34 protein-coding genes, 1 tRNA gene and 1 pseudogene are annotated in these 25,291 nt (G+C 68.3%); 19 read left to right on the top strand and 17 right to left on the bottom strand.

The genetic code is table 11. The features are described 5' to 3' along the window. Positions 1-62: 62 nt before the first annotated feature. Both BLT27_RS16910 and BLT27_RS16905 read right to left on the bottom strand, forming a co-directional pair. On the bottom strand, positions 63-956 hold the full coding sequence (locus BLT27_RS16910; RefSeq protein WP_089736041.1) for a Vms1/Ankzf1 family peptidyl-tRNA hydrolase: 894 nt from the start codon (positions 954-956) through the stop codon (positions 63-65). A gap of 77 nt (positions 957-1,033) precedes the next feature. Next, the gene (locus BLT27_RS16905) at positions 1,034-1,423 is read right to left on the bottom strand and encodes a DUF5802 family protein (RefSeq protein WP_089736038.1); all 390 of its coding nucleotides are present in this window, start codon (positions 1,421-1,423) and stop codon (positions 1,034-1,036) included. Between the two features lie 176 nt (positions 1,424-1,599). Between BLT27_RS16905 and BLT27_RS16900 the strand changes: the two genes are divergently transcribed. Both BLT27_RS16900 and BLT27_RS16895 read left to right on the top strand, forming a co-directional pair. Beyond that, complete coding sequence (locus BLT27_RS16900; RefSeq protein ID WP_089736035.1) at positions 1,600-2,511, top strand: hypothetical protein; 912 nt, start codon at positions 1,600-1,602, stop codon at positions 2,509-2,511. A gap of 61 nt (positions 2,512-2,572) precedes the next feature. Beyond that, positions 2,573-3,229 (top strand): metalloregulator ArsR/SmtB family transcription factor, encoded by a 657-nt coding sequence (locus BLT27_RS16895; RefSeq protein ID WP_089736033.1) that lies wholly within the window; start codon positions 2,573-2,575, stop codon positions 3,227-3,229. Here the strand turns inward: BLT27_RS16895 and BLT27_RS16890 are convergent, their stop codons facing one another. Then, positions 3,230-3,853 (bottom strand): hypothetical protein, encoded by a 624-nt coding sequence (locus BLT27_RS16890; protein WP_089736031.1) that lies wholly within the window; start codon positions 3,851-3,853, stop codon positions 3,230-3,232. It abuts the gene before it with no gap. Between the two features lie 211 nt (positions 3,854-4,064). Here BLT27_RS16890 and BLT27_RS16885 point away from each other — a divergent pair, with 211 nt between their 5' ends. Both BLT27_RS16885 and BLT27_RS16880 read left to right on the top strand, forming a co-directional pair. Beyond that, positions 4,065-4,460: a DUF5811 family protein gene (locus BLT27_RS16885; protein ID WP_089736029.1), complete on the top strand. Its 396-nt coding sequence runs from the start codon at positions 4,065-4,067 to the stop codon at positions 4,458-4,460. 49 nt (positions 4,461-4,509) lie between these two features. Next, entirely contained in the window at positions 4,510-4,971 is a 462-nt protein-coding gene (locus BLT27_RS16880) for an NUDIX hydrolase (RefSeq protein ID WP_089736027.1), read from the top strand. 6 nt (positions 4,972-4,977) lie between these two features. On the opposite strand, the gene BLT27_RS16875 is transcribed toward BLT27_RS16880, so the two are convergent. Continuing rightward, positions 4,978-5,649: an alpha/beta hydrolase gene (locus BLT27_RS16875; protein ID WP_089736024.1), complete on the bottom strand. Its 672-nt coding sequence runs from the start codon at positions 5,647-5,649 to the stop codon at positions 4,978-4,980. Between the two features lie 52 nt (positions 5,650-5,701). Further along, positions 5,702-7,513 (bottom strand): translation initiation factor IF-2, encoded by a 1,812-nt coding sequence (infB, locus tag BLT27_RS16870; protein ID WP_089736022.1) that lies wholly within the window; start codon positions 7,511-7,513, stop codon positions 5,702-5,704. A gap of 125 nt (positions 7,514-7,638) precedes the next feature. Here infB and BLT27_RS16865 point away from each other — a divergent pair, with 125 nt between their 5' ends. From BLT27_RS16865 to BLT27_RS16855, 3 genes are all read left to right on the top strand, one after another. Then, entirely contained in the window at positions 7,639-7,905 is a 267-nt protein-coding gene (locus tag BLT27_RS16865) for a hypothetical protein (protein WP_245707833.1), read from the top strand. An 85-nt stretch (positions 7,906-7,990) separates the two neighbouring features. After that, entirely contained in the window at positions 7,991-8,236 is a 246-nt protein-coding gene (locus tag BLT27_RS16860; protein WP_089736018.1) for a PRC-barrel domain-containing protein, read from the top strand. Continuing rightward, positions 8,237-8,701, top strand: a complete 465-nt coding sequence (locus BLT27_RS16855) for an NOB1 family endonuclease (protein WP_089736016.1) — start codon at positions 8,237-8,239, stop codon at positions 8,699-8,701. Here BLT27_RS16855 and BLT27_RS16850 read toward each other — a convergent pair. From BLT27_RS16850 to ahbB, 6 genes are all read right to left on the bottom strand, one after another. Next, positions 8,698-8,835 carry a CopG family transcriptional regulator gene (locus tag BLT27_RS16850; RefSeq protein ID WP_089736014.1) on the bottom strand — a complete coding sequence of 46 codons (138 nt, stop codon included), beginning with the start codon at positions 8,833-8,835 and terminating at the stop codon, positions 8,698-8,700. The genes BLT27_RS16855 and BLT27_RS16850 overlap by 4 nt on opposite strands. Positions 8,836-8,892: 57 nt before the next feature. Then, complete coding sequence (locus BLT27_RS16845; RefSeq protein ID WP_089736013.1) at positions 8,893-9,708, bottom strand: CPBP family intramembrane glutamic endopeptidase; 816 nt, start codon at positions 9,706-9,708, stop codon at positions 8,893-8,895. 37 nt (positions 9,709-9,745) lie between these two features. Next, complete coding sequence (locus BLT27_RS16840) at positions 9,746-11,038, bottom strand: glucose-6-phosphate isomerase (RefSeq protein ID WP_089736011.1); 1,293 nt, start codon at positions 11,036-11,038, stop codon at positions 9,746-9,748. Between the two features lie 254 nt (positions 11,039-11,292). Further along, the gene (locus BLT27_RS16835; RefSeq protein WP_089736009.1) at positions 11,293-11,766 is read right to left on the bottom strand and encodes a pyruvoyl-dependent arginine decarboxylase; all 474 of its coding nucleotides are present in this window, start codon (positions 11,764-11,766) and stop codon (positions 11,293-11,295) included. Positions 11,767-11,838: 72 nt separating this feature from the next. Next, positions 11,839-13,080, bottom strand: a complete 1,242-nt coding sequence (pan2, locus tag BLT27_RS16830; protein ID WP_089736007.1) for a proteasome-activating nucleotidase Pan2 — start codon at positions 13,078-13,080, stop codon at positions 11,839-11,841. A 246-nt stretch (positions 13,081-13,326) separates the two neighbouring features. After that, positions 13,327-14,382 carry a siroheme decarboxylase subunit beta gene (gene ahbB, locus BLT27_RS16825; RefSeq protein WP_089736005.1) on the bottom strand — a complete coding sequence of 352 codons (1,056 nt, stop codon included), beginning with the start codon at positions 14,380-14,382 and terminating at the stop codon, positions 13,327-13,329. 132 nt (positions 14,383-14,514) lie between these two features. Between ahbB and BLT27_RS16820 the strand changes: the two genes are divergently transcribed. Continuing rightward, positions 14,515-15,585: an anthranilate phosphoribosyltransferase gene (locus BLT27_RS16820; protein WP_089736004.1), complete on the top strand. Its 1,071-nt coding sequence runs from the start codon at positions 14,515-14,517 to the stop codon at positions 15,583-15,585. A gap of 15 nt (positions 15,586-15,600) precedes the next feature. Here the strand turns inward: BLT27_RS16820 and BLT27_RS16815 are convergent, their stop codons facing one another. Beyond that, a complete protein-coding gene (locus BLT27_RS16815) occupies positions 15,601-16,212 on the bottom strand; it encodes a class I SAM-dependent methyltransferase (protein ID WP_089736002.1) in 612 nt (203 codons plus the stop codon). A 90-nt stretch (positions 16,213-16,302) separates the two neighbouring features. On the opposite strand from BLT27_RS16815, the gene BLT27_RS16810 reads away from it, so the two are divergent. Then, complete coding sequence (locus BLT27_RS16810) at positions 16,303-16,713, top strand: cytidine/deoxycytidylate deaminase family protein (protein WP_089736000.1); 411 nt, start codon at positions 16,303-16,305, stop codon at positions 16,711-16,713. 3 nt (positions 16,714-16,716) lie between these two features. On the opposite strand, the gene BLT27_RS16805 is transcribed toward BLT27_RS16810, so the two are convergent. Beyond that, positions 16,717-17,694, bottom strand: a complete 978-nt coding sequence (locus tag BLT27_RS16805; RefSeq protein WP_089735998.1) for a succinylglutamate desuccinylase/aspartoacylase family protein — start codon at positions 17,692-17,694, stop codon at positions 16,717-16,719. Between the two features lie 138 nt (positions 17,695-17,832). Here BLT27_RS16805 and BLT27_RS16800 point away from each other — a divergent pair, with 138 nt between their 5' ends. The 7 genes from BLT27_RS16800 to BLT27_RS16770 all read left to right on the top strand — a co-directional run bounded on the left by BLT27_RS16800 (position 17,833) and on the right by BLT27_RS16770 (position 21,433). Then, complete coding sequence (locus BLT27_RS16800; RefSeq protein ID WP_089735996.1) at positions 17,833-18,375, top strand: peptidylprolyl isomerase; 543 nt, start codon at positions 17,833-17,835, stop codon at positions 18,373-18,375. Between the two features lie 77 nt (positions 18,376-18,452). After that, positions 18,453-18,965 carry a hypothetical protein gene (locus BLT27_RS16795; protein ID WP_089735994.1) on the top strand — a complete coding sequence of 171 codons (513 nt, stop codon included), beginning with the start codon at positions 18,453-18,455 and terminating at the stop codon, positions 18,963-18,965. A gap of 50 nt (positions 18,966-19,015) precedes the next feature. After that, the gene (locus tag BLT27_RS16790) at positions 19,016-19,357 is read left to right on the top strand and encodes a ferredoxin (RefSeq protein ID WP_089735992.1); all 342 of its coding nucleotides are present in this window, start codon (positions 19,016-19,018) and stop codon (positions 19,355-19,357) included. Positions 19,358-19,397: 40 nt separating this feature from the next. Further along, positions 19,398-19,480: transfer RNA gene (locus BLT27_RS16785), tRNA-Leu, on the top strand. Between the two features lie 396 nt (positions 19,481-19,876). Further along, positions 19,877-20,287 carry a DUF7522 family protein gene (locus tag BLT27_RS16780; RefSeq protein ID WP_089735990.1) on the top strand — a complete coding sequence of 137 codons (411 nt, stop codon included), beginning with the start codon at positions 19,877-19,879 and terminating at the stop codon, positions 20,285-20,287. 56 nt (positions 20,288-20,343) lie between these two features. Continuing rightward, complete coding sequence (locus tag BLT27_RS16775; protein ID WP_089735988.1) at positions 20,344-20,898, top strand: DoxX family protein; 555 nt, start codon at positions 20,344-20,346, stop codon at positions 20,896-20,898. A gap of 46 nt (positions 20,899-20,944) precedes the next feature. Beyond that, complete coding sequence (locus BLT27_RS16770) at positions 20,945-21,433, top strand: DUF5813 family protein (protein ID WP_089735986.1); 489 nt, start codon at positions 20,945-20,947, stop codon at positions 21,431-21,433. Positions 21,434-21,440: 7 nt separating this feature from the next. Here the strand turns inward: BLT27_RS16770 and BLT27_RS16765 are convergent, their stop codons facing one another. Together BLT27_RS16765 and BLT27_RS16760 are read right to left on the bottom strand one after the other, a co-directional pair. Then, positions 21,441-21,671, bottom strand: a complete 231-nt coding sequence (locus tag BLT27_RS16765; protein ID WP_089735984.1) for an Lrp/AsnC family transcriptional regulator — start codon at positions 21,669-21,671, stop codon at positions 21,441-21,443. A gap of 2 nt (positions 21,672-21,673) precedes the next feature. After that, the gene (locus tag BLT27_RS16760) at positions 21,674-22,360 is read right to left on the bottom strand and encodes a potassium channel family protein (protein WP_089735982.1); all 687 of its coding nucleotides are present in this window, start codon (positions 22,358-22,360) and stop codon (positions 21,674-21,676) included. Positions 22,361-22,458: 98 nt separating this feature from the next. Here BLT27_RS16760 and BLT27_RS16755 point away from each other — a divergent pair, with 98 nt between their 5' ends. Then, positions 22,459-22,689, top strand: coding sequence for an Lrp/AsnC family transcriptional regulator (locus BLT27_RS16755; protein WP_089735980.1), 231 nt, complete (start codon positions 22,459-22,461; stop codon positions 22,687-22,689). Positions 22,690-22,710: 21 nt separating this feature from the next. Here the strand turns inward: BLT27_RS16755 and pdhA are convergent, their stop codons facing one another. After that, entirely contained in the window at positions 22,711-23,757 is a 1,047-nt protein-coding gene (pdhA, locus tag BLT27_RS16750; RefSeq protein ID WP_089735978.1) for a pyruvate dehydrogenase (acetyl-transferring) E1 component subunit alpha, read from the bottom strand. Positions 23,758-23,828: 71 nt separating this feature from the next. Between pdhA and BLT27_RS16745 the strand changes: the two genes are divergently transcribed. Then, a complete protein-coding gene (locus BLT27_RS16745) occupies positions 23,829-24,152 on the top strand; it encodes a DUF7991 family protein (protein WP_089735976.1) in 324 nt (107 codons plus the stop codon). Here BLT27_RS16745 and tmk read toward each other — a convergent pair whose 3' ends face one another. Beyond that, positions 24,153-24,740 carry a dTMP kinase gene (gene tmk / locus BLT27_RS16740; RefSeq protein WP_089735974.1) on the bottom strand — a complete coding sequence of 196 codons (588 nt, stop codon included), beginning with the start codon at positions 24,738-24,740 and terminating at the stop codon, positions 24,153-24,155. Positions 24,741-25,013: 273 nt separating this feature from the next. On the opposite strand from tmk, the pseudogene BLT27_RS16735 reads away from it, so the two are divergent. Beyond that, positions 25,014-25,291: pseudogene (locus BLT27_RS16735) on the top strand (IS6 family transposase); the annotation flags it as partial.

Raw genomic sequence — 25,291 nt, 5'->3', positions numbered from 1 at the left:
GGTCGGGTCTGTCGGAGCCTCCGGCTGCCCGCCGGACGGCCCACCCGAGGTCTGCCGGGCCGCTAGAACGTCGACAGCCGGGTGGTGAAGAACTCGTGCAGCGCGGCGTCCAGCCCCCCCGCGCCGCGCTCGCTCACGTCCACGGCCGCGGTCGCCGCGGCCTCGTCGCCGAACTCGTCGACCAACCGTCGGTCGCCGACGACGAACAGCCGGTCGGCGTCCCGCTCGGAGATCGCCGCACGGCACTCCGCGAGGTGGTCCTGGATCTGCTCGTCGCGGATGCGCTCGAACCGACCCTGCGAGAAGCCGCCCTTCGAGTGGTCGCTCTTCACGTCGCTCTCGAACGAGCGCGCGGCCCGCCGCTCGCGGCCGTCGTACTCGCCGATCGCGAACACGTCGGCACGGACGAGGGCGAGGGCGAACGCCCCCGTCGGCTGGCACCACGAGCGGTCGAGCCGGGCCGAATCGCCCCACTCGCAGAACGGCTCGGGCTGGACCGGCGGCTCCAGGACGGCGGAGACGAGGCCGGCGTCGTCGGCGTAGACGAGGCAAGGCGTTGCGCGTTCGACCAGTCGGGCGCGGTCGCCGAGCAGGTCGGCGACGGCGTCGGGCGCGTCCGCGCCGTCCGCGACGGCTGCCGAGACGACGCCCTCGGGCTCCGTCTCGATGGATTCCAGCCGTGCGAGCACCGCGTCGAGTCGCTCGCCGCGGAGGTCGGTCCGGTCGCGGAAGGCGAGGTCGTCGCCGTCGTCCTCGCGGCGGTCGAGCTCGCCCTCCAGCTGGGCGATGCGGTCCTCCAGCCGGTTGACGCGCTCCTCCGCGTCCTGTCTGGCGCTGACGGCGTCCACGCGGCGCTCGGACTCCGCCTCGAGCTGGGCCGACAGGTCCTCGCACTCAGCCTCCAGCTCATCGATGCGCTCCTTCAGCGCCGCACGGCCGAGCAGCTCGTCGAGCATCGTACGCATCCGGGAGAGCCGCGCACTTCTAGGTTGCGCAGTCGCGCCATCCGTCGGAGAAAAGCGGCGGTGGGGGCTCAGATGCCCGTGTTCGGTCCCGCGTCGAACTTGTCGGCCGGCTCGGCCGCGTCGTACCCCGTGAACTGGAGCAGCTGCGAGGCGCGGTCCGCCTTCGCGAGGAACACCTCGGTGAGCTCCGGCGGGTTGGTGATGTCGGTCCGCTCGAGGAGCGACGCCGGTACCGCGAGTGTGTCCGCGGGGACTCCGTCCTCGCCTCGCACGGCCAGGTGGGCCGTGTCCAGTTTCATCACCAGCGGGCTGTCGACCCGGGTGACGCCGCTCCCGTCGTGGTAGAGTTGTTCGGCGACGCGCTCGTGCTGCTCGCGTTGCATCACTGGCTCGTCGCCCTCGGACGGCGTGACGTACAACCGCCCGAAGTAGTAGCTAGTCGAGAACTCTTCGAACATACTGTGCACTTGTATGAAAGACATTGACACGCAAAAGGCTACCGGGCAGCACTTATGTTGGACCACAAATCGACCGACTGCAACCGGGAAAACGGTTCTGAACGGTCGCGCTCCCGCGGGTGAACCGTCCGAACGGTGGTAGAGGTTTTTAGGGTAGTCAGTCCTAGGCCACGGTGATGAAGCGTACACTCGCTGTACTGGCCTGCGTCATGCTTACCGTCGCAGCCCTCCCCGTGGCGGTCGCGGACCGCCCTGCCCCCGCGCCGGTGGGCGACGCAGCGACCGCTGATACGCCAACCCAGCCGGGGAACAACAACTCCTCGAACCGGTCGATGGGCGGTGCCTTCTCCACGTTCACGCAGTCCGCTGCCGCCGACGCCGACGCCGAGGTCGAGGGCGGCATGTGGACCGCCGCCTGGAACGGCTCCGGCGACAACGCGACCCGAACCCAGCTCGTCGAGGGTCGCACGAACGCCCTCGAAGCACGACTCGAGGCACTCCAGGAGCAGCGCCAACGGCTGCAAGAGCGCCGTGACGACATGAGCCGCGTGGCCTACCGCGCGCAGCTGGCGTCGCTGACCAGCCGGCTCGCCGCGCTCGGCTCCGCGGTGAACCAGACCGAAGATGCCGCCCGCGAGGTCGGCGTGAACACCACCGAGCTCGACCACATCCGCCGGAACGCGAGCGAGCTCGCCGGCCCCGAAGTCGCGGAGATGGCCCGCGAACTCGGCGGGGGCGGCCCGCCCGAGGACGTGCCCGGCCTCGACCGGGACGACTGCGAGGCGGAACGGCCGAACTGCGGGAACGAGACCGGTCCCGGCGCGGGCAGCCCGGGTGACGGCCCCGGTCAGGGCGAGGAGAACCGCGGGAACACCTCCGACGGTCCGGGAAACGGGCCTGGCGGTCCTGACGACGGCCCCGGCGGTGAGAACGGCTCCGACGACGGCCCCGGCGCCGGTCCTGGCGGCAACGGCGGCAACGGCGGCAACGGCGGCAACGGCGGCAACGGCGGCAACGGCGGCCCGGACGACGGTATCTACGGCGACGACACCGTCCTCCTCGAGCCGATTCGGCAGACTCCGACCTGAACGACGGCGGCCGGACCGGAGGGGTGACGCTTTTACGCGCTAATCGCCAAGGCACAGTTAGATGGACTCAGCGGCGTTGCTCGACCTGCTCGGAAACGAGAACAGACGGCGCATCCTGCGCCTGCTCGCTCGGAAACCGTGCTACGTCACCGAAATCAGCGAGTACCTGGGGGTCAGCCCGAAGGCGGTCATCGAACACCTCCGGAAGCTCGAGGACGCCGGGCTCATCGAGAGCCACACCGACGACCAGCGCCGGAAGTACTTCCACATCGCCCGCAACCTCAGACTCGAAGTCAACGTCTCCCCCTACGCCTTCGCCACCAAGAGCGCCTACCCCGCCTCGAAGAGCCTCGATATGACGACCTGCCGGCACCTCAAGCTCGACGTGCAGTACTCCGAAGAGGGCGAGGACACGAACGACCTCGTCGCTGACCTCTCCCGGCTGGAGGAGCTCGAGAACGAGCTCTCGATGGCACAGCGGTGGGTCCAGGGCCGCATGACCGACGTGCTCGACCGCATCACGGACACGGTCGGTGCCGGCAGCGACAGCCGGCTCTACGCCGACGTGCTGCTCGCGGTGCGTTCCGAGCCCAGGTCCGCGGTCGAGATCGCGAACAGCGTCGACGCACCGCCGGGAATGGTCGAGGACGTCCTCGCGGACCTGCAGGACAACGACCTCGTCCGCTACGGCACCGACGGCTGGCAGCTCGCCGACTGACTACCAGCTCAGGTCGTCCTCGAACTCGTCGGGGTCGCTCGTGAGCCCCGTCCGCAGGTCGGACCCGAAGTAGTACCCGACGAGCGCGCCGACCAGCCCGAGGCCCGCGCCGAACGCGAGCAGCAACTGACCGTTCGCGAACGCGATGAACCGCAGGCTGGTCAGCACGGTCGTCACCAGTCCTACACCAGCGCCCGCCAGCGCCGTCTCCGGGTACCGACCCGTCGACGTGCCGAGGCCGTACAGGAACGCCGCGCCGACGAGCCCCGCCCAGCTCGCGAGCCCACCGAGGACGGGGACGAACCCCCCGCCGACGTAGCCGACCGTCAACAGGAGCGTCGCCAGCAGGAACGACTTCGGGTTGAAGTAGCCCCGCCAGCCCTCGCCCTCGGATTCTGACTGCTGGGACTGCTCGGCCTGCGTCGACGACGAATCGGACCCGAAGCCGAGGTCGAACCCGCCGTCGTCGTCGGTCGTAGCGGGCTCGCGTCGGGTGGACTGCTCGGACTCCGACTCGGGGGCGCTCTCGCCCCCGCCGTCGAGATCCGAGAGGAGGTTGTCCGTCTCTGCGAGGAGCTCGTCCGTCGACTTGTCGACGGTCTTCTCCTCCGAGCCGTCTGCCATGGGTAGACGTATCGGGTGTCCGAACAAGAGCCTTTTCGTCGGCACGGCGACCGTTCGCCCGGTCACAGGCCCGAGCACCGGGCCCCGGAGCGCAGCACGGACAGCGCGCGTGCCGGCCTCGGAGGTCGGACCGGCCCGGTTGACGCCGCCCCGACTTCCGTAGCCGAACGACTTTTAGCCTATCCGACCATAGGCGGAGTAGCGAGCTTTTATGAATGGAAACACTCCGTACGCTGGTCTTCCGGGCAGCACGCAGGCAGGGAAGCGTGCGTCCGCCGACGTGCCAGAGCTCACGGCGGAACAGAAGCGGCGGCTCCGCGCGGACGTCTCCCGCATCGCCGCTCTGACCCGGGAGTTCCTCCCCGACGAGTACGTCGTCGACGGCGACATCTCCAACGGCGTCGGCGGCCCGCAGGCGACCGTCGCCGTCCAGCCGCCGGTCGGCAACCCCATCAGCGCGGGCTTCACGCCGGACGTCGACGAGTTCGGTGACGAGGACCTCATCGACCCCGAGGACCAGGCGGAGGTCGCCCGCGGACTGGCGGCCTCGGCCGCGCTCCAGGTGAAACACGCCATCTCCGACTCCGTGTCGCAGACGGCGCGCTAGCGGGTCGAAGCGACAGTTTTACTCCGGACGGCCGACTCGTCGGCGGTCCATGCCACCCATCCAGACGACGGTCCTCGGCATCCTCGAACGCGACGGCGAGTACCTCCTCCAGCGACTCACCGACCCCGGCGAGGGCGCGTTCTACCGCCCCATCGGCGGCGGCATCGAGTTCGGCGAGGAGAGCGGCGCGGCGCTGGAGCGCGAGTTCCGCGAGGAGCTGGACGTCGAGATCACCGCGGGCCCGACGCTCGGCACCATCGAGAACCGGTTCAGCTGGGACGGCGAGCCCGACCACGAGCTCGTCGTGCTCCGCGCCGCGGAGTTCGCTGACGAGTCGCTGTACGAGCGCGAGACGTTCTCCGGCGTCGACAACGGCGGCGCAGTCGAGTACGACGCGGGCTGGTTCGACCTCGAATCGGTGCAGGATGGACCGGAACCGCTGTATCCCGAGGGACTGGTCACCCTGCTTGACGGCGACGGCGACGGTGCGGGCCACGTCGCCGAGCCCTGAGCCGCCTCAACGGTCGTCGGGCACCAGATAGTCGAGCGTCTCCGCCACGACCGTCGTCCGGTTCTCGTTGAACGAGTGGTCCTCGCCCGGAATCGTCCGCAGCTCCGCGTCCGCGAGCGCATCGACCAGCGCGTCGGCGTCGTCGGCCGAGACGACCTCGTCCTCGTCGCCGCGGAGGATCCGGACGGGTGCGTCGACGCCAGCCACGTCCCCGGCGCCGATGCGGAGGTCCTCGACCTCGCCGAGCGGCGTGTCGTAGTGCGCCGCGAAGTTCGGCCCCTCGGCGAGCCGCACCGCCGGTGCCCAGCCGAGCACGCGCTCGAACGCGTCCAGGTCGCGCGTGAGCCCGATGCGCCCGCCGAAGCTCTTCGCGAGCAGGAACAGCCGGTCGTAGCCGCGCTCGTGCACGTCGGTGATTGCAGCGTCGAGCTCGGCGTGGAACTCCGCGAACGACTTCGCGCGCAGTTCGTCGGCGTCGGTCCACGTCTCGAAGCGATAGGTGGCGACGTGCTCCTGTGCGAGTTCGTACGCCGTGATGTCGAAGATATCGCCGAAGGGACCGTGGCCGCCCCCGGGGAGGACGACGACGCAGGTGTGGGTGTCGCCGTCCTCCGGTGTGTTCAGGCGGGCGTCGTACGTCTCGCCGTCGACCTCGAGTTCGAGGACGGATATGGCCATGATACGGCGTCAGCCCGTCACAGAAAAAGGATTGGGGTGGTGTGACCCCGGCTCACTTCCCCCAGAAGGGGTCCCGCTTGCGCTGCTTCTCCAGGTACATCGACAGCGCCTCGCGCTCGTCCATCGGAATCTCCTCCTTGAGCTCCTGCTCCAGTATCTTCGCGTGCTTCTCGGGGAGCTCGATCCAGAGCTCGTCGCCCTCCACGATCTGCCGGCCGACGGTGGGGCCGTCGATGGCGACCGAGACACGGTTGCCGGCGCGGGCCTCGTCGACGTCCTCGCCCTGCTCCTGGATGCCCTTGAGTTCGCCGACGCGCTTGGCGTCGTTGCCGTCGAACTTCACGACGTGCTGGTTCTTCTTGACGGTGCCCGAGAGTATCTCGACGCCGACGACGGCGGGGTCGTTCTGGCGGAACGTGTGGTCGTCGAGGATCTGGAAGCGGGCGGGGCGGGCGATGTTCTCCAGGACAGTGTCCTGCTGGGACTGCCGCTGGTCCTCGACGAACGTGTCGTACTCCTCGACGAGCTGGTAGATGACGTCGTCGGTGTATATCTTCACGTCCTCGACGTCGGCGCGGTCCTCCGCGTCGCCGAGCACGTCGACGTTGAAGCCGAGGATGGCGCGGTGGAGCTCGTCCTCGGCGGTGGAGGCGACGGCCACGTCGCGCGGGGCGATGTCGCCGACCTCGGCGCGGACGATCGGTATCTCGGCCTCCGAGAGCGCGTCGGCCATGGCCTCGAGCGAGCCGAGCGTGTCCGCCTTGACGACGACGCCGTCCTCCTCGGTGTCGACGGCGACCTCCGCGAGTTCGGCGCGGACCTCCTCGATGACCGCGTCGAGGTCGCGGTCGCCGACGACCCGGATTGGCGCGCCGGCCATCGCCTCGTCGAGGTCGGGTGCGGCGACCTTGATACCGGCCGCGGCACCGACGCTGTCGACCTGCTCGAAGCGGCTCTCGGTGCGGATCTCGGCGAGCGGACGGGGCTGGAGCAGCGCGCGCACGTCGGTGACGATGGGCTTGTTCTCCCCGCCGACGACGATGGTGTCGTCCTCGTGGATGGTGCCGTCGTAGAGCACGATGTCGACGGTGGTGCCGAAGCCGCGCTCCTCCTTCACCTCGAGGACGGTCCCGACGCCGGGGCCGTCGACGTCGATGGCCATCTCCTCCTTCATGTACCGCTGGGAGAGCCCCATCATGACAGCGAGGAGGTCCGGGACTCCCTCGCCGGTCATCGCGGAGACGGGGACGACACCGATGTTGTTCTGGAAGTCCTGGACACGCCAGTACATGTCGGCGGAGAAGCCCTGGTCGGAGAGCTCGCCGATGATGGAGTAGAGCCGGTCGTCGACGTCGCCGCGGACGCGGTCGGACTGGGCGTCGTAGGACGGCTTGATGGGGCTGTCCTCGTTGGGGTTCCAGCCCGGCACGGTGTCGACCTTGTTGGCGGCGACGATGAACGGCGTCTGGGTGTTCTGCAGGATGTTGATGGCCTCCAGGGTCTGGGGCTGGAAGCCGTCGTTGACGTCGACGACGAGGACGGCGATGTCGGCGAGGGCACCGCCGCGGGAGCGCAGGGTGGTGAAGGAGTGGTGGCCGGGGGTGTCGATGAACAGCAGTCCGGGCAGGTCGAAGTCGTCGGGGTCGACCAGTTCGCCCGCCATGTCGGAGACCACGTCGAGCGGGACGGCGGTCGCGCCGATGTGCTGGGTGATGGCCCCCGCCTCGCCCTCGATGACCGCCGAGCCGCGGATCTTGTCGAGCAGGCTGGTCTTGCCGTGGTCGACGTGGCCCAGCACCGCGACGATGGGGGTTCGAAGTGCGTCCGCCGATGTGTCCGTGGGGGTTGTATCCGAGTCCGACATGAGTGCCACCCTGAAGAAGTGTTGTCTAAATCTTCGCAGGACGGCGTATAACTCCACCGTTCCGCCGCGACCGGAGGAACGGTTCACACGGATGGTTCATGTACCCCGGGCACCCAGCGTCGGGTATGCCCAGTCTCGGCGACCACTACCGACCGGCCGGCGAGGACGCCCCCGTCTACCGAGTCGTCGGCGTCACCGACGAGGTGGCGCTGCTCCGGGTCACCGACGATGCGGGCCGACGGACGAGCACCGGCGACCTTCGTCACGTGGCCGCGGACCGGCTCGACGCCGAGTTCGAGGTCGCGACCGACCCGGATGCCGGCTTCCAGCCCGTCGCCGGCCTCCGCAACGCACTCACCGGTATCTACTGGCAGTTCCGTCGCTTCCTGTGACGGCCGGCCCACGGTTCCGGAGCGTCAGCCGTCCGTCGGACCGTCCCCGTGGCGTTTATTACCGGTCGTGGGAAAAGGCCATAGTATGCCAGACGTACTCGCGGAGAACCTGTCGGACAAGAACGTGATGGGTTCAGACGGCACCGAACTCGGCATCGTGTACAACATCACGATGGACCTGAAGAGCGGCGAACTCCACCATCTCCTCGTCGACCCGCACGAGGACACACCGACGCGCAGCGTCTCCTACGAGCGAGACGAGGGCGGTCGGTTCCGCATCCCCGTCGGACACGTCCAGGCCGTGAAGGATTACATCGTCGTCGAACGCTAGATGTACGTTCTCGATTCCTCCGCGTTCATCAACGAGTACCACACGTCCAACGACACCGCCACCATCCCGATGGTGCGGGACGAACTGGAAGGGGAGAGCGTCTACCGCTACGACGCCATGGAGGGCGCGGGCATGCACATCCACATCCCCGACACCGAGACGACCGAGCGGGTGCGCCGCGCCGCCCGCGAGACGGGCGACCTCTCGGTGCTCTCGGACACCGACGTCCGCCTCGTCGCCGCCACGTTCGAGCTCGACGGCACGCTCGTCACCGACGACTACGCGATGCAGAACGTCGCCGAGAAGCTCAACGTCGCCGTCGAGGTCATCGCCCGCGACGGCATCGACGAGCGCCGTGACTGGCTGTTCCAGTGCCAGGGCTGTGGCCGCGAGTTCGACGAACAGAAGGACCGCTGCCCCATCTGCGGGAGCCCGCTCTCCCGCAAGAACCCCTCGAACTCCTAGTCGTCGGTCTGTTCGAGGCCGCGCTCGATCAGCTGCCTGAGGACGGCCTGCTCGGTGAGGTCGTACTCGCGGGCGAGTCGCTCGATGCGCTCGCTCACGTCGTCCTCGCAGACGACCGCGTAGCGCTTTGGCATCCCCCGGTGCTACCACGGGTAGGTCGAAAAACCTTCGTCAGACGCCCGTACGACACGTCAGAACAGCCAGGCCAGCGCCTCGGTCCCACCGCTCCCGCCGCCGGCGTACGTGGAGTAGAACGAGAGCACGTTGTAGCTCCCGTGGATGACCGCCGGCACGACCACGTTCTCGGTGCGGGCGTACACGCCACCGAGCACGAGCGAGAGGACGAAGATGGCGGCGAGCGTCGTCGCGACTCCGCCGAGGCTCGCACCGCCGGCGGAGTACGCCGGGATGTGCACCAGCGAGAAGATGACGCTTGCGAGCACCACCGCTCTCGGCTTCCCGACGGAGTCGTACAGCGACTTCTGGATGACGTTACGGTACAGCAGCTCCTCGCCGGGGCCGACGACGAGCAACTGGGCGACGAGCACCAGCAGTATCACCTGCGGCGTGGCGTTGATGATGGAGTCCGTGCTGCTGTGTTCGGCCGGCGAGAGCCCGAGCAGGTCGAACAGCGAGACGACGGCGAGGAAGCCCAGGATGAGGATGACGAACCCGCCGAGCGTCCACGCGACGTCCCGCAGCGACGGTAGTTCGACGTCGATGAACGACCAGTCCCGGCCGGAGTTCTGCAGGTACGCCGTGGCGACGGCGAGCGTCCCCAGACCGAGGCTCAGGAACGAGATGAGCTGGACCTCGAGTCCGCCCTCCGGGACCGGGCCGAGCACGGCGATGGTGGCGACGTAGAGGACGAGCTGGATGACGAACAGCAGGGCGAGGCTGCCGAAGCCGAGCAGGAGGAACCGGACGAACGTTTTGAAGATGTCGACGGGGGAGGCGTCGTCCCGTGGCGGCGAGCCCCCGCGACGGTCGACGTAGCTCTCGTCCATGCCCGTGGCTATCGGCGCGAGCGATATAGGCCCTCTGCTACTCGATGCGGAGCGTGCGCTTTGCGTCGACCGCGTCCGCCTCCGGGAAGTCGCCGCCGCCGAGCAGGCCACGGGCCGCGTTCTTCCCCCACTCCACGGCCGGCTGGACGAACGTGTCGACGCCGTACAGCTCGCCGGCGAGCACGCAGGCGGCCTCCATCGCGTACAGCAGCTCGCCGAGCCCGCGCTCGTCCACGCGGTCGATCTCGACCCGGACGTTCGGCCGGCCCGCCGCCGCGAGGCTGGCCTCCGTCGCCTCGAACTCCGCGTCGAGGAGGTCGCCCAGCCCCGTCCCGCCGAGGTACGACAGCGCCTCGAACTCCGTCTCCGGGATGGCGCGGTCCGCGCGCTCGCGCGGCCGGACGAACGTCACCATCTTGTCCCGGGGACCCGCCCGGTAGAGCTGGAGCTGGGAGTGCTGGTCCGTCGCGCCGAGCGCCCGCGCCGGCGTCTGGCCGAGCCCGTCCTTGCCCAGGCTCTCGGCCCAGAGCTGGGCGAACCACTCCGCGAACGTCTCCAGCGACTCCGCGTAGGGCAGCATCGCGTTCACGCTCGCCCCGCGCACGTCCAGCGCGTAGCAGATGGCACCGTACGCGTAGGCCGGCGAGTCGAACAGCGAGTCCGAGAGTCGCTCGCGCTGGTCGGCCGCTCCCGCGACGAGCGCATCGAGGTCGTGGCCCTGGATGGCCGCACACGCCAGCCCGACCGTCGAGAGCGCCGAGAACCGCCCCGGAACGCCGTCCGGAACGGGCAGCGACGGCAGGTCGTGTCTGTCCGCCAGCTCGCGGAGGGGGCCGGACTCGCCGGTCGTGACGAACGTCCGGTCGGTCCAGTCCACGCCCGCGTCCGCCATCGCGTCCCGGACCACGAGGAAGTTCGCCAGCGTCTCCGCCGTCGTCCCCGACCGCGACACCACGTTCACCGTCGTCGAGGCGAGCGGCAGGTCGGCGAGCAGGGTCGTCACCTGCTCCGGGTCGACGTTGTCGAGGAAGTACGCCTCGACATCCGAGTCGAGCGCGTCCGCGATGGTCGCCGCACCCAGCGCGCTCCCGCCGATGCCGACGGTCAGCACCGCCTCGCTGTCCGAGAACGGCTCGACCGCCGCCGCGATGGCGTCCGTGTCGACCGTCTCCGGGAGCGCCAGCGCCGCGTAGCCGTGCTCCCGCGCCTCGATGCCCGCCTCGATTCGCTCGTGTGCCCCCGCGACCCGCTCGTCGAGGCGCTCCAGGTTCTCTCGAGAGATGCCCGGCGACGCCTCGGCGGCCAGCGCGTTGCCCAGGTCCACGTTCATACCTGTGGCGTCGACGGTTCGAGTGAAAGGCGTTCCTATCGCTGCCGTGTGCGACTGACCGCAACGGTAGAAGAACCGGCCCGTACGGCGCGCGGCTGGCGAGACGTTCGACGGCAGCGGCCGACGCAAGGACCGCAGGTACGAGGACCGCAGCGGGGCCCCCGAGTCGAACGGCTCGGGGCTTTCTGGCTACCGTCGGAACTAGCTCACGTAATACTGTACCTCGAAACGAGAGCCATAGACACCCAGTTCGGTCACAGAATCGGCTCGGACTCCCCGTACACCGCCAGCACCACCGCAGTCGTGTACGTCCCCGGCTCTACGGACGCGCTCTCCACTCGAACGTGCGGGTCGTCGAACGTCCAGTCCCGCAGCGACTCGCCGGCCGCCAGCCCGCGCCGTACGCGCTCGGAGATGTCGCCCTCGTCGGTGGGGCCGGCGGCCTCGTAGAACAGTCCACCATCGGGTGAGGTTGCCCACGCCAGGCCCGCGGAGACGTGGCCTGGTTCTGTCGCGGTGGCGCAGGCTTCGACGACGGTGAGGCGGTTCCCGACGGGGCCGAGGTCGGGGGCGGTGCCGGCGAGTTCGACGGTCGCCTCGGCAGGGACGACGGAGGAGACGCCGACGAGGTTGTAGTTCTCGACGCCGGCGTCCGCGAGGGCCGCATCGTAGGCGGCCATCTCTGTCGGGCCGGTGGCGTGGCCCCAGACGATACGGATTGGCTCCATGGTCGAGCGAGTCGGCGCGGGAGAAAGGAAGTTGCGGTTCGCGGTCCCGGAGCCCGCGGGTCGGCGTGCCGTTCAGTAGTGGTACGTCGCGTGACCGGCCGAGGGCACGAACTCGCCGCCGTCGTCGGCCTCGATCTTCTCCAGGGCCTCGACGAAGTCCTGCTTGCGGACCTCGGTGCGGCCGTCGCGGATGGCGAACATGCCGGCCTCTGTGGCGACGCTCGCGATCTCCGCGCCGGAGTAGCCCGCCGTCTCCTCGGCGAGGTCGGCGAAGGTCACGTCGTCCGCGATGTTCATCTGCTCGGTGTGTATCTCGAAGATGCGCTCGCGGCCCTCGGCGTCCGGCTCGGGCACCTCGATGAGGCGGTCGAACCGGCCCGGACGGAGGATGGCGCGGTCGAGCATGTCGAAGCGGTTGGTGGCCGCGATGATGCGGATGTTCCCGCGAGCCTCGAAGCCGTCCATCTCGGAGAGCAGCTGCATCATCGTCCGCTGGACCTCGGCGTCGCCGGAGGTCTTGGACTCGGTCCGCTTGGCCGCGATGGCGTCTATCTCGTCGATGAAGATGATAGCGGGCTCGCGCTCGGAGGCGAGCTCGAACAGGTCACGGACCAGCCGGGAGCCCTCGCCGATGAACTTGCGGACCAGCTCGGAGCCGGCCATCTTGATGAACGTGGCGTCGGTCTCGTTGGCGACGGCCTTGGCGAGCATCGTCTTCCCCGTCCCCGGCGGGCCGTGCAGCAGCACGCCCGACGGCGGGTCGATGCCGACGGTGTCGAACTTCTCGGGGTTGACGAGCGGCTCCTCGACGGCCTCACGGACCTCGCGGACCTGCTCGTCGATACCGCCGATGTCGGCGTACTCGACCGCCGGACTCTCGTCGACCTCCATCGCCTGCGCACGGGCGTCGGTCTCGCTCGCGAGGATGCTCTGGACCGAGAACGAGTCGTTGACCGCGACGCGGTCGCCGGCCTGCAGCTCCTCGCCCATCCGACGAGAGACGTCGGTGAGCACCTCCTGGTTGTTGCCGTGTTGCTTGACCACGGCTTCCTGTGTCTCCTCGTCGATCTCCTCGACGGTCGCGATGTAGAGCGAGGACGTCTTCAGCGCCTCGTTCTCCCGCTCCGTCTGGTCGACCTCGTCTTTCAGCTCGTCGCGGCGCTCGTGTGCAGCCTCCAGCTGGCTGGAGAGCTTCGCGTGCACTTCGGTGACGTCTGCGAAGTGCTCGCGGAGCGCGGAGAGCCGCTCTTCCTCCGACATGTCCGGGTCGAGGTCTAACCGCGGACGGTCGGGCAGCGAAGGACTCCGGGACATGAATTATCGGTCGGTAGGCGATGGGCGTAAAATAGCCTTTGGGTTGGGGAGAGACCCCGAGTGCAGAAGGTTCATAGTCGTCGGTCGTCAGCGCGGCTCGACCACCTGTTTCATCGTCGGGTGCGCCGGAGGCGCACCACTCCTCGAAAAAGCTGGGCGAAAAAGGCGACCGCTCGCTGCGCTTGCGGTCGTACAGGAAACCGTGTTACCGCACCGCTACCGCACCGCCACCGCATCGCAACCGCGCTACTCTCCCACCAGTTCCTCGTACTGCGCACCCGTCTGCTTCAGCGTCTCCGTGGAGTAGAGTCGTTCGTGGTCGACAGGGAGGTACTCCGTGGCGAGTTCGTCGACCTTCTCGTCGACGGCGTCGGGGTCGCGGCCGTGGATCATCGTGAACAGGTTGTACGGCCAGTCCTGTTCGGGCCGCCGGGGCCGGTGGTAGCAGAGCGTGACGTAGGGGAGTTCGCCCACCGCCAGCCCGCGCTCGTCGAGTTCGTCGTCGGGCACGTCCCAGACGACCATGCAGTTGTTCGAGAAGCCGGTGACGACGTGGTTGACGATGCAGCCCACGCGCTTGATGCAGCCGTTCTCGCGGAGGCGCTCGACCCCATCGAGCACCATCTCGACGGTCACGTCATCGTCCAGTTTCGGGGCTATCTCGGCCGCGATGTCGCGGTACGCCGTCTCCGAGAGCGGGAAGCCCGACTGGATGGCCAGCAGGAGTTCCGCGTCGAACCGCGAGAGGTCGCCCGTCGCGTTCTCGGAGATGCGCGTCGCGGAGACCTCAGTGGACTCGACGGACTCCCGGGCGAACCGGTCGGTGTTCACGACCGGGAACTCCAGGTCGATGTAGTAATCCGTGAGCATCGGGAGGTTGAGGACTTCACAGCCCGTCCCCTTCTCGATCTCGTCGAGGATGCGGTTCCGCGTCTCCCGCGAGCCCGCGGTCACGACGAACCACATGTTCCACTCGTGGTCGCGCCGGTAGTTGTGGTTCACCTGCCGGTAGCCGTTGATTATCTCGGCGACCTCGTCGAAGCGGTCCGCGGGTGCCTTGACCGCCGCGAGCGTCGACGACCCGATGACCGGCGGGTTCAGCACCGCGCCGAACCGCCGGAACACCCCCTCGTCGCGGAGTCGCTGCACGCGCTCGAACGCCTCGTGCTCGGTGACACCCAGCTCCTCGCCGACGACGCGGAACGGGCGTTCGGCAACCGGAAAGCCCGACTGGTAGCCGTCGATGAGGCGGGCGTCGACCTCGTCTACCTCCTCGCGCCAGTCGCCCGACTGCGTGTTCATCGTCGGCGCTAGGGACCTGTGCAAGGTACGTGTTTCGAACGCCGACGGTCGCCGCCGATTCCGGCCGGACCGGCTCCCAGGGCCTGGGAACGGACCGGGCGACTTTTCCTCGGACCGTTCTAACGGCCGGACATGGCACAAGCGACCCGCGAGTACGGCGAGTGGCCCCTCAAGCGACTGATGACGGAAGTCGTCGGCTCCGGCCACAAGTCCGCGGAGGACATGGACCGCGGACAGGCCCGCGAGGCGTTCCAGCGCATCCTCGGCGGCGAGCCCGACCCCACCACGCTTGGGGCCTTCTGGCTGGCGAACCGCTGGAAGCGCAACAACCCCGAGGAGCTGGCGGCGTACACCGACGTGATGCGCGAGGAGAGCGTCGTCACGGCCGAACCCGATGCCGACCCCGTCGACTGCGGGGCGAACTACGACGGCAAGGGCCGGTCGGCCATCTTCGGCGTCGCCGCGGGCATCGTCGCCGCCGCCGCTGGCACACCGGTCGTCGCCCACAGCGGCGACCGCGTCCCCACGCAGAAGCAGGACGCCTACAAGCACGTGCTCGACGAGCTCGGCGTCCGCACCGAGCTCTCGCCCGAAGAGAGTGCTGACATGGTCGACGAGACCGGCTTCGGCTTCTACTACCAGCCCGCGTTCAACCCGGGCATCGACGAGCTGTTCGACCGCCGCGACCGGATGGGCGTCCGGACGTTCGTCAACACCGTCGAGACGTTCGCGAACCCGGCCAACGCCGAGGTCCACCTCGGCTCGTTCTATCACCTCGCGTTCGCGAAGAAGACCTGCAACACGTTCGCCGCGAGCGAGGAGCTCGACGTCGAGAAGGTCGTCATGTTCCAGGGCATGGAGGGCTACGACGACATCCGCCCCGGCTACACGAAGGTCGCGGAGTGGCACGAGGGTGACGACGCGGTCGACGACTACGAGATCGAGACCGCCGAGTACGGCATGGACTTCGAGGAGGACGACCTCGGAGTCGACGACGTGGCCGCCGACTCGGCCGCCATCACCGAGGCGGTCATCGCCGGCGAGCGCGACGACCAGTTCGCCGACGCCGTCGCGCTCAACGCCGCGTTCCGGATGTACGCCCGCGACGACGTCGACTCGCTGGACGACGGCCTCGAACTCGCCCGCGAAACCATCGCGTCGGGCGACGCCGCCGCCGTGCTCGCGGAGCTCCGCGAGTTCTGATCGCGGCTCCCCTTCTCACTCCGTCGAGCCGTTCCCCGGTGTCCGTTCGACGACGGCGTCGGTTCCGGGCACGGTGCCGTGTCGCGTCTCGAAGTCGGTGTCTCCGGCCTCCCGGACCGTCCAGCCGTCGGCGAACGCCGTCCGGACGTCGTCGTGCGAGACCGGTGTCGGCCCGGCATCGTCGGGCGCGGCAGGCCCGAAAGCCACGAGGAAGACCCGGCCACCCTCGGCGAGCACGTCGGCCAGGGCGTCGACGTACCGCTCGCGGTCTTCACCGGCGTACACGTGGAACATCCCGCTGTCGACGACCGCGTCGAACGGGCCGTCGACGGCGTCGAGCTCGCGCACGTCGTCGACGTGGAAGGTCACGTCGACATCGTGCTCGTCGGCCTTCGCCCGGGCACGACCGACGGCGTTCTCGGAGACGTCGACGCCGACCACGTCGTGGCCGTGGCTCGCGAAGTGGACGGCGTGGGTCCCGGTCCCGCAGCCGGGGTCGAGCACGCGCCAGCGCTCCGTGCGGTCCGCGACGCCAGCGAGCGCCGGCTGTGGTTCGCCCGTGTCCCACGGAGCCGTGTCGCGCTCGTACGCCTCGTCCCACCAGGCCGCGGTGTCGTCGTCTGACATGGGGTCTGACCGAGTGGGCGGCCCGTAATCACGATTGTGATTCCCCGCCGTCTGACGGGAGCTTTTCTCCCCGGCGGTCGAAGCGACGGTATGGACGCACGCCCACCGTATGCCGCCGACCACGAGTTCGTCGACGCCGCCGTCGAGACGCTGGAAGCGAGGTTCGACCCCGACCGACACCGCGTCGCGTCCGCGCTCCGCACCGAGGACGGCACCGTCTACACCGCGGTGAACCTCGAATCGAGCGTCGACCAGGCGACCGTCCACTGCGAGCCGGTGACGCTCGAGAACGCGCTCGCCGACGGCCACGACTCGTTCGACTGCTCGGTCGCGGTGCGCTTCCGGGAGAACGACCCGGCGAACGAGCCGGTCGTCATCTCGGCCTGCGGGGTCTGCCGGGAGCTGCTGTACGATTACGGCCCGACGCTCGACGTGCTCGTCAGGCTGGACGGTGAGCTGCGGAAGGTCGCGCTCTCCGAACTGCTGCCCGCGCGAGCCTGAGCACTACTCCGCGACCGGGATGGCGACGCTGACGAGCCGGTCGCCGCCCTTCACCGTCGCCTCGCGGGTGATGGCGTAGCAGATGCCGTCGCGGGTGCACTCGACGCGCTGGAGCACCTCGTACGTCGACGGGTGGTAGACGTGCCCGAGGTGGTCGCCGGTCTCGACACGCTGTCCGAGCTCCAGCGACGGGTTCGGTCGGAACAGCCCCGACTCCTCCGCGTCGACGCGGCCGAGGTGGTTCCGGGCGACCTGGGGCGACTCGCCGGCGATGACCTGCCCGTCGAGCACGCCGAGGTGACGGAGCACGTTCAGCATGCCGCGGACACCCGTCGTGACCGCGTCCTCGACGATCTGCTTGTTGTGGGCGAGTTCGGGCGTGATGGCCGGGATGCCCTCGACCGAGGCGGCGACCCGGAGCTTGCCGTCGAACCCCCGCCGGTGCCAGGTCTCCGGGGCATCCTCGCCCGATGGCTCGGCGAGCAACAGGTCGGTGCCGAACGCCTCGGCGAGCCCGCGCGAGCGGTCGTCGCCCTGCGTGAACACGGTGTGGGTGAGCATCGAGGGGCTGCCGGTGTGGAGGTCGACGATGACGTCGGCCTCGCCCGCGTACGTCCAGAGCGCCGCCGCCATTCGCTGGTGGAGGCTCCCGTCGGCCTCGCCCGGCCACACGCGGTTCATGTTCGGGTTCACCGAGTCGAGCGCCTCCGGCGTGGTGTAGGAGATGCGGTCGAACGTGAGCGGGTTCGCGACCGGTACCGCGACCAGCTCGCCGGCGAGGTCGGTCGTCGGGAGCTCGTCGTGCAGCCGGCGGAGGACCTCGGTGCCGTTTATCTCGCGGCCGTGCTGGGCCGCCTGCACGTACACCGTCGGTCCGTCCTCCGGGCCCTCGTAGCTGTGAACGGTCGTCGTGACCTCGACGCCGGACGGGAGTCTGGCCAGTGTCACGCGCTCGCGTCGGTGACGCGCCGAGCGGGTCATTCGTTCGAAGTTTTCGGCCCGGTCGTTATTGAATCCATGGGGGTGACGAGTCGCCGACGGGACGGCGCAGGCACAGCCGCAACGGCTCGCCGTCGACGTATCCACAACGTTTTCCCGAGTGCGCTCCTCGGTGGAGATATGAGTCTGACTGCAACCATCCGCACGAACCACGGCGACATCGAGGTCGAGCTGTACGACGAGCGCGTCCCGAACACCGTCGAGAACTTCGTCAACCTCGCGAAGCACGAGCCGGCCGCGAACGACGAGCCGGCGGTCGAGACGCCGACGTGGGAGGACCCCGAGTCGGGCGAGACACGCGGCGACTCGCTGTACGCCGGCGTGCCGTTCCACCGCGTCATCGGCGACTTCATGATCCAGGGCGGCGACCCGACCGGCACCGGCCGCGGCGGCCCCGGCTACGAGTTCGAGGACGAGTTCCACGACGACCTGGGCCACGACGGCCCCGGCGTGCTCTCGATGGCGAACTCCGGCCCGAACACGAACGGCAGCCAGTTCTTCATCACCCTCGACGCCCAGCCGCACCTCGACGGCAAGCACGCCGTCTTCGGCAAGGTCAGCGACGGCATGGACGTCGTCGAGACCATCGGCTCGCTCCCGACCGGCCCCCGTGACCAGCCCCAGGAGGAGGCCGTCATCGAGGGCATCGACATCCACGAGTAACGCGACCGCTCGACGTTCGTCCGCCGACCCGCGCCTCCGAGGGGTACGCTCTTTTCGCTCCCCCACGATGTGATACCATGCTCCGACGACTCCGGGAGACAGGCCCCGGACTGCTGGTCCCGCTCGCGTGGACGTTCGCCGCCGCCGCCCACGTCGAGTTCGCGGGACTCGAGGCCGTCAGAATCGGCATGGTCGTGATGGACGTGCTGCTCGTCGCGTTCACCGTCCTCTCCTGGCGGGACATGCGCGAGGGTGTGCTGCTCGCCTGGAAGGTCGTCCTCCTCGTCGGTATCGGGTTGAACGCGCTCGGCACGGTCGCCGTCTTCGCCGACCCGGTGAACACCACACTGGCGCGGGCGGCCGTCGCGGGCTGGATGCTCGTCCCGGCGGCCGCGTACATCTACACCGGCGAGAACGTCGACCGTGCATCCAGCGTCTATCAGGTCGGTGCCGCCCTGAGCGCCGTCGGGACGGGTGCGTACCTGCTCTCGCCCGTGCTCTCGGCTTCGGGACCGGTCGCACTGCTCGGGTTCGCGCTCGTCGGCCTCGGCCAGACGGCGGGCATCCTCGCGGCGGTGTGGTCGTACTGACGGTGGCCCGAACCGACACACGAAAGTTCGCCCGCCCCCGAACGCCAGACATGAGCGACGCCGAGGACGCCCACACGCCGAGCGAGATCGGCGAGTCCGACGCCCCACCGGTCGAAGAGAAGCCCTACAAGATAATCTTCGAGGCCAACAAGTGCTTCGGCGCGGGCAAGTGCGCGGAGGTCTCCGGCAACTGGGACCTCGACATCGACACCGGGCTGGCTCGCCCGAAGACCTACTTCTTCGGCGAGGACGAGCTCGACCACAACGTCCGCGCCGCCGAGGCCTGTCCCGCGAAGAAGGACCAGGGCATCATCCACGTCGTCGACCGCCGGACGGACGAGGAGATCGCACCCAACCCACAGGGGGACGGCACCCTCAGCGTGGACTGGTAAGCGAAATCGTCTTGAACGACCCGGGTGAACCCTCGACCGCGCGAGGGTGGCCGAGCGGCCAAAGGCGGCGGACTTAAGATCCGCTCTCGTAGGAGTTCGCGGGTTCGAATCCTGCCCCTCGCACTGCTTCTCGACCGCCAGTGAGCGACGAGTACGCGGGGAGCGCGGGGCAGCTCGCCGCCCGGGAACCGGCCACGGGGGACGCGAACGACCTGTCACGTGCATTTCCTGAGCGCGCCGCCCTCGTGTGGACCGACGAGTCACGCCTGTCTCGGATGGCGGTACCCAGAAGGCGGCTACCGGGCATGGCGGAGGTAGCCGCCGCGACCAACGCGACCTGTGGTCATGACAGATGTCTCGTCGGCCGGGCCCCGAATACTCAGGAACCAGTCCGAACTACAGCGCTTTCGCACGTAAACATTCCGGCCAGTGACAGGTCATCGAACCGCACTGTCGTCGATTCGGGCGGTGACCTGTGCACAACGGCGGTCTTATGTCTGTGGATGGACGACAACGACCATGACCAGCCTGGTGACCGAGCGTGAAGCGGACCGCATCGTGTCGGCGTGCAGAACGACGATCGGCGACAGTCTGCGGTCGGTGACGTACTTCACGCGGGACGACTTCGAGCAGCTGTACCTCCGGAGCGACCTGGAGCGGGACGCGGACCTGACGACGTTCGTGGGGCACGAGTGGCGCGGCTTCAAGACGACGCAGGCGGCGTACCAGCAGTCCGAGCTGGGCGAGTACGAGTACACCATCCGCGTGTTCGAGAACGGGTTCCTGGTGCGGGTCACGACCGAGACGGAGGGCGTGTTCGTCACGACCGACGGGCTGACACTGTCGAACTTCGACGAGGTCGAGATGGCGGTGCGAGGTGTGCTCAACGCCGAGGAGGAGGAGAGCCAGACCGAGGAGACCGGGGCGTAGACGGGCTATTCACGCGGTATTTTTAATACCGGCACCGTGGTACGAGTTCACGTAACATGGCAACCCAAGAGATCCGGCTCCAGAGTACGGTCGGGGGCTACACGGCGACTGGCAAGCTGCACTCGCTGAGTGTCTGGTTCATCCTGGCGCTCAGGCTGATGATGGGCATCGCGTTCTTCCAGAGCGGCATCGACAAGGTGCTGTCGGGGAGTTTCAGCGCGTCTGGCTACCTGCTGAACGCACCGCCGGCGAACGGGAGTCCCGTCGCGGACCTGTTCGTGACGATGGGCGAGACAGGCTGGTTCGTCAGCTTCGTGAACGTCGCGGTCCCGTGGGGCGAGGTACTCATCGGACTCGGGCTCATCGTGGGCTTACTGACGCGACTGGCCGCGTTCTGGGGTGCGTTCATGATGCTCCTGTTCTACCTCGGGAACTGGGAGGTCACCCACGGCTACATCAACGGCGACTTCGCGTACATGCTGGTGTTCCTCTCCGTCGCCGCCTTCGGGGCGGGACGCGTCCTCGGGCTGGACGCCAGGGTCGAGCAGTACGAGGTCGGCGGGCAGCCCCTGATCGAACGCTACCCGTGGCTGCGCTACCTGCTCGGCTGAATCGCGGAACGCAACTTCCATCCTTTTCGACGGCCTAGGGCGGCGCATGACATCCGAGTCGGCCGAGCGTGCGTTCGAGCGCCACGACGCGTTCACGCCCGCGGACGACGGCTACGACCTGACGACCACCCCGTTCGACGTCCGGGCGACCGCGACGACCACCGATGACGACCGGGCGGCCTTCGAGGTGACGGTGCGACTGCCGACGCTCGACACGGTGGTCGCCGACGAGGCGGTGCCGCCGGTCGTCGAGGACGGCTGGTACGACACGCTGGCGCTGCGGCTGGCGGACTCGTTCGACCCGACGAAGACCGTCGACCACGAGGAACCGGCGGTCGAGCGCCGGGCCGGGACCGTCGCCGTGACGTTCAGCTACCGCTCCGGGCGGGCGAAGACCGGCGTCGAGGACGCGAAGGTGCTCGCCGAGTTCGTGGAGGGAACGTACGTGCAGGGGCTGATTCCGGGCTACGACTACGAAGAACCGGCCGGCGACTTGCTCGCGACCGCGACGAACGGCGGTGGCGGTGGCCTCTGAGCGCGGCTCAGTCCATCGCGATGTAGGTCTGTGTGTCCTCGACGCCGCGGATGCTCTGTATCTTCGTGGCGGCGATGTCCTTGACCGCACCCGGCGAGTCGACGGTCACCTTCGCGATGACGTCGACGTCGCCGGCGACGATGTAGGCGTGGTCGACGCCCTCGCTCGCCTCGATGCTCTCCTTCAGCCTGTCCGCCTCGCCCGTGTTCGCCTTGATCATGATGTAGGCTGTGACCACGATTAGACACCTCCTGCGGGCGCGGCCCGGCTAGCGTCGCCGACGATGAGCTGGCGCACGTCCGCGAGCACGTCGAAGTCAGCGAGGACGACCACGCGGTCACCGAGTTCGAGCGACTCGTCCTCGTCCGGAATCATGAGCGAGCCCTCGGCCTTCCCGAACGCGATCATGGTCGCGCTCGCGGGCAACTCGACCTCCGAGAGCGAGTAGCCACGCATCGGTGACTCCTCGGTCGCGGTGAGCTCGACGAGCTGGAGGTTCTGTGCGATGTCGGCGATGGCGTGGATGTCGCCGCCGAGCAGCGCGTTCTTCGCGCCGATAGCGCCCAGCCGCTCGGGGTAGACGATCTCGTCGACCGCGTCGGCGTACTTCCGGTAGATGTCCTCGCGGTAGTCCTCGTCGATGCGCATGATGGTGCGTGCGCCGTTGTGGTTGGCGATCATGCACGCCGCGAAGTTCGTGTTCAGGTCACCCGTCAGCGCGCCGATGGCGTCGGCCTCCGCGATTCCCGCCTCCTCCAGTACGTCCTCGTGAGAACCATCACCTTCGACGACGGTGAACTCCTGTTCGCGTGCGCGTCCAATCTTCCGTTCGTCGCGCTCGACGAGCGTAACGTCGTGTCCTTCGTCTCTGAGCACGCGCGCCGTGCGCAGTCCAACTCGACCAGCGCCTATGATAACGAACCGCATATCACAGCATACGCTCACCCACCTTGAATAACTTACCCTGGCGGCGGTCCCCGTGCCGGGGGAAGGTTTTTGCCATGTGACATAGTACCACAGCACGAATGGTACACGCGTTCATCATGGTGAAGACCGCAGCCGGAAAGTCCGAGGAGCTCCTCGATTCGATCCGTGGCCTCGAAGCGGTGACCGAGGCACACATCGTCGCCGGAAACTACGACATCATCACCGAAGTCGACGCCGACGAGGTGTACGACGTGTTGCACACGGTGACGGGAGAGATGCAGAAGTTCGGGGGCGTCGCCGACACGAAGACCTACATCTCGCTGCAGTGACGGGGCGTCGCGGCCCGCCCGCTAGTGGTCCAGCTCCTGGACGTCGTGTTCCGCGGCGAAGGTGAGTGCCTCCTCGCGCTGTTTCTGGAGCCGCGGCGGGAGGTCGGCGTAGACCGGGTCGAACACCTCCTCGGGCTCGGCGGGCTCCTTCGCCTCGGCACGGTCGACGGCGTCGGCCAGTTCCTCGTCGGCCTCCTCGTGGATGGTCTCGACGTACGTGTCGTTGATGAGGTCCTGCTCCCGCAGGTACTCCTCGTAGCGCTCCAGCGGGTCGCGGGTCCGCCACTCCGGCAGGTCCGACTCCTCCTCGCGGTAGCGCGACGGGTCGTCGCTGGTCGTGTGGGCGCCCTGCCGGTACGTCATGCTCTCGACGAGCACCGGCTCGCCGTCGCGGGCGGTCTCCAGCGCGCTGCCGACGAACTCCAGCACGGCGAGCGGGTCGTTCCCGTCGACCTGCCCGCCGGAGAAGCCGTAGGCCTCGGCGCGGTCGGCGATAGAGGTCGCGGCTGTCTGGCGCTCGCGGGGGAGCGAGATGGCCCAGTTGTTGTTCTCGCAGAAGAACACCGTCGGGGTGTCGAAGACGCCGGCGAAGTTCAGGCCCTCGTGGAAGTCGCCCTCCGAGGTCGCGCCGTCGCCGAAGTAGCAGACGACCGCGCCGTCGTCGTCGCGGTAGTTCATCGCCATCCCCGCACCGGTCGCATGGGGTATCTGCGTCGCGATGGGCACCGCCTGCGGGAACACCGGGAGGGTGTGCCCGGAGTCGAACTCGGCTCGACCGCGCCGGAACAGCAGCAGGTCGCTCATCGGCACGCCGCGGGCGATCTGCATCGCGTTCGAGCGGTACGTCGGGAACAGCCAGTCCGACTCCGCCATAGCGTGGGACGCGCCGACCTGCGACGCCTCCTGTCCCTTGAACGGCGGGTATCCGCTCATCCAGCCGCGGCGCTGGAGCGCCAGCGCACGCTCGTCGAAACGGCGAGCCCGGACCATATCTCGGTAGAGCGTCCGGGCCTGTTCGGGCGAGAACGGTGTCTCTTCTACGTCCCGTTCTCCGATGACTCGATGCATGTTGGTTGCAAACTCAGCGCGGTTGAAAGCCGTTCCGATACGTCAAAGGTTCTGCCGTCCCTAGGGTGGATATGGTCTCACTGGTCGGCGTCATCGGCCTGCTGGTCCTCGTCACCGCCAACACCGCTATCGCGGCCGTCTCTACCCGGTTCTTCCGCCAACGGCTCGACACCGACTGGGGGTCGGTCATCTACGTCGTGCTGGTCACACCGGTCGCGCTGCTCGCGACGACGCTCGTCATCTCCGGCGTGGTCGGACTCGGCGCGAACCTGGGCTCACAGAGCCTCGCGCTCCTGGTGGCCATCGCGCTCCCGCTCGTGCTCGGCGTCAGCGTCGACTTCTTCTGGATGCCGTCGCCTGACGAGGTCGAGCTCCCTGACACGATGCGGGAGTGATCACTCCCCGTCAAGAATCCGCTCGAAGACGTCCTCCACGTCGTCGAGGACGCCCTCGGGCGACTGCGTCGCGTCGATGCGGACGAACCGCTCGGGCTGCCACTCCATCAGCTGCTCGTAGTTCTGGCGCACCTGGGTGAGGTACTTCGACTGCTCGAACTTGTTCGTCGCGCCCGAACGTTGCATCGCGGTCCGGGGGTCCACGTCGAGGTAGATGGTCACGTCCGGCGGGTAGGTGAAGGGCTGGTGGACGCCGCGGATGTACTCCATCGGGCGCTTGACCTCGCCCTCCAGGGTCGCCCCCTGATAGGCGTAGCGCGAGTCCGAGTACCGGTCCGAGATGACGAGGTCGCCGTCGGCCAGCGCGGGACGGACGACCCGCGAGAGGTGGTCGGCGTGGTCGGCGATGAAGAGGAACAGTTCGGCGAGCGGGTCGGCGTCGCCGTCCGCGATGGCGCGGTCGACAGCCTCGCCGTACCAGGACTCGGTCGGCTCGCGGGTGAACGTCGCGTCGGGGTAGGTGTCGTGTAAGGCCTCCCAGACCGTCGTCTTCCCGCTGCCGTCGAGTCCCTCCAGCGTGACGAGCATGGCCGGTGCTTCTCCGGGGTGCCGTATCTGTCTGTCGGACTCTCTGCCCCCTTGCTGTCATCCCGCCAAGCCGATCCTCGGTCTCGTTCGGGGCTCGCGAACGGAGCGTCCGGGCGTTCCATCCGTGCTCTGACACGCGCGAGGACGAGGTATGTGCTCCGTGCACAGGCGGCAACCGCGGGTGGGTGGCCGTCGCCCTCTCGGTCGACCACCTGCCGTGGCGGTGTTCAGATAAGGATTGAAAGGTGAGGCGGAGCAGTTTTCTAGTGCTCTATGCCAGAAAATGCCCGCCTCAACGACTCTTTGGACGAGATCGAGTTAGGTTTTGTGGAGCGAGAAGCAACACCGCGACTGTTGATGAAGCTCAGTATTCAACTACATCTTGCTGGTCTCTCGCTTTCGAATACTGTTTCGATTCTCGAACTGTTCGGTGTTGACCGCGTCAAATCGACCGTCCACAACTGGGTGCATAAGGCTGATCTACAGCCCGAGGACGGTCACTCGCCGGATCACGTCGCGGTCGACGAGACCGTGATCCAACTCGACGATGA

Origin of the sequence: Haloarchaeobius iranensis, from assembly GCF_900103505.1 — an archaeon.
In the GTDB taxonomy this organism is placed as follows: domain Archaea; phylum Halobacteriota; class Halobacteria; order Halobacteriales; family Natrialbaceae; genus Haloarchaeobius; species Haloarchaeobius iranensis.
The sequence above is the reverse complement of the archived record's forward strand: the minus strand, read 5'-3'. Positions and strand labels throughout refer to the sequence as shown.

Coding starts and splice junctions, on each gene's coding strand:
- BLT27_RS16790 (WP_089735992.1), top strand. CDS start 19,016: ATGAGCGACGCCGAGGACGCCCACACGCCGAGCGAGATCGGCGAGTCC.
- BLT27_RS16770 (WP_089735986.1), top strand. CDS start 20,945: ATGACATCCGAGTCGGCCGAGCGTGCGTTCGAGCGCCACGACGCGTTC.
- BLT27_RS16760 (WP_089735982.1), bottom strand. CDS start 22,360: ATGCGGTTCGTTATCATAGGCGCTGGTCGAGTTGGACTGCGCACGGCG.
- BLT27_RS16910 (WP_089736041.1), bottom strand. CDS start 956: ATGCTCGACGAGCTGCTCGGCCGTGCGGCGCTGAAGGAGCGCATCGAT.
- BLT27_RS16890 (WP_089736031.1), bottom strand. CDS start 3,853: ATGGCAGACGGCTCGGAGGAGAAGACCGTCGACAAGTCGACGGACGAG.
- ahbB (WP_089736005.1), bottom strand. CDS start 14,382: ATGAACACGCAGTCGGGCGACTGGCGCGAGGAGGTAGACGAGGTCGAC.
- BLT27_RS16810 (WP_089736000.1), top strand. CDS start 16,303: ATGGACGCACGCCCACCGTATGCCGCCGACCACGAGTTCGTCGACGCC.
- BLT27_RS16885 (WP_089736029.1), top strand. CDS start 4,065: ATGAATGGAAACACTCCGTACGCTGGTCTTCCGGGCAGCACGCAGGCA.
- BLT27_RS16780 (WP_089735990.1), top strand. CDS start 19,877: ATGACCAGCCTGGTGACCGAGCGTGAAGCGGACCGCATCGTGTCGGCG.
- BLT27_RS16850 (WP_089736014.1), bottom strand. CDS start 8,835: ATGCCAAAGCGCTACGCGGTCGTCTGCGAGGACGACGTGAGCGAGCGC.
- BLT27_RS16875 (WP_089736024.1), bottom strand. CDS start 5,649: ATGGCCATATCCGTCCTCGAACTCGAGGTCGACGGCGAGACGTACGAC.
- BLT27_RS16805 (WP_089735998.1), bottom strand. CDS start 17,694: ATGACCCGCTCGGCGCGTCACCGACGCGAGCGCGTGACACTGGCCAGA.
- BLT27_RS16865 (WP_245707833.1), top strand. CDS start 7,639: ATGCCCAGTCTCGGCGACCACTACCGACCGGCCGGCGAGGACGCCCCC.
- BLT27_RS16775 (WP_089735988.1), top strand. CDS start 20,344: ATGGCAACCCAAGAGATCCGGCTCCAGAGTACGGTCGGGGGCTACACG.
- BLT27_RS16795 (WP_089735994.1), top strand. CDS start 18,453: ATGCTCCGACGACTCCGGGAGACAGGCCCCGGACTGCTGGTCCCGCTC.
- BLT27_RS16845 (WP_089736013.1), bottom strand. CDS start 9,708: ATGGACGAGAGCTACGTCGACCGTCGCGGGGGCTCGCCGCCACGGGAC.
- BLT27_RS16840 (WP_089736011.1), bottom strand. CDS start 11,038: ATGAACGTGGACCTGGGCAACGCGCTGGCCGCCGAGGCGTCGCCGGGC.
- pan2 (WP_089736007.1), bottom strand. CDS start 13,080: ATGTCCCGGAGTCCTTCGCTGCCCGACCGTCCGCGGTTAGACCTCGAC.
- BLT27_RS16895 (WP_089736033.1), top strand. CDS start 2,573: ATGGACTCAGCGGCGTTGCTCGACCTGCTCGGAAACGAGAACAGACGG.
- BLT27_RS16745 (WP_089735976.1), top strand. CDS start 23,829: ATGGTCTCACTGGTCGGCGTCATCGGCCTGCTGGTCCTCGTCACCGCC.
- BLT27_RS16855 (WP_089736016.1), top strand. CDS start 8,237: ATGTACGTTCTCGATTCCTCCGCGTTCATCAACGAGTACCACACGTCC.
- BLT27_RS16860 (WP_089736018.1), top strand. CDS start 7,991: ATGCCAGACGTACTCGCGGAGAACCTGTCGGACAAGAACGTGATGGGT.
- BLT27_RS16815 (WP_089736002.1), bottom strand. CDS start 16,212: ATGTCAGACGACGACACCGCGGCCTGGTGGGACGAGGCGTACGAGCGC.
- BLT27_RS16820 (WP_089736004.1), top strand. CDS start 14,515: ATGGCACAAGCGACCCGCGAGTACGGCGAGTGGCCCCTCAAGCGACTG.
- BLT27_RS16900 (WP_089736035.1), top strand. CDS start 1,600: ATGAAGCGTACACTCGCTGTACTGGCCTGCGTCATGCTTACCGTCGCA.
- BLT27_RS16905 (WP_089736038.1), bottom strand. CDS start 1,423: ATGTTCGAAGAGTTCTCGACTAGCTACTACTTCGGGCGGTTGTACGTC.
- infB (WP_089736022.1), bottom strand. CDS start 7,513: ATGTCGGACTCGGATACAACCCCCACGGACACATCGGCGGACGCACTT.
- tmk (WP_089735974.1), bottom strand. CDS start 24,740: ATGCTCGTCACGCTGGAGGGACTCGACGGCAGCGGGAAGACGACGGTC.
- BLT27_RS16800 (WP_089735996.1), top strand. CDS start 17,833: ATGAGTCTGACTGCAACCATCCGCACGAACCACGGCGACATCGAGGTC.
- BLT27_RS16755 (WP_089735980.1), top strand. CDS start 22,459: ATGGTACACGCGTTCATCATGGTGAAGACCGCAGCCGGAAAGTCCGAG.
- pdhA (WP_089735978.1), bottom strand. CDS start 23,757: ATGCATCGAGTCATCGGAGAACGGGACGTAGAAGAGACACCGTTCTCG.
- BLT27_RS16835 (WP_089736009.1), bottom strand. CDS start 11,766: ATGGAGCCAATCCGTATCGTCTGGGGCCACGCCACCGGCCCGACAGAG.
- BLT27_RS16880 (WP_089736027.1), top strand. CDS start 4,510: ATGCCACCCATCCAGACGACGGTCCTCGGCATCCTCGAACGCGACGGC.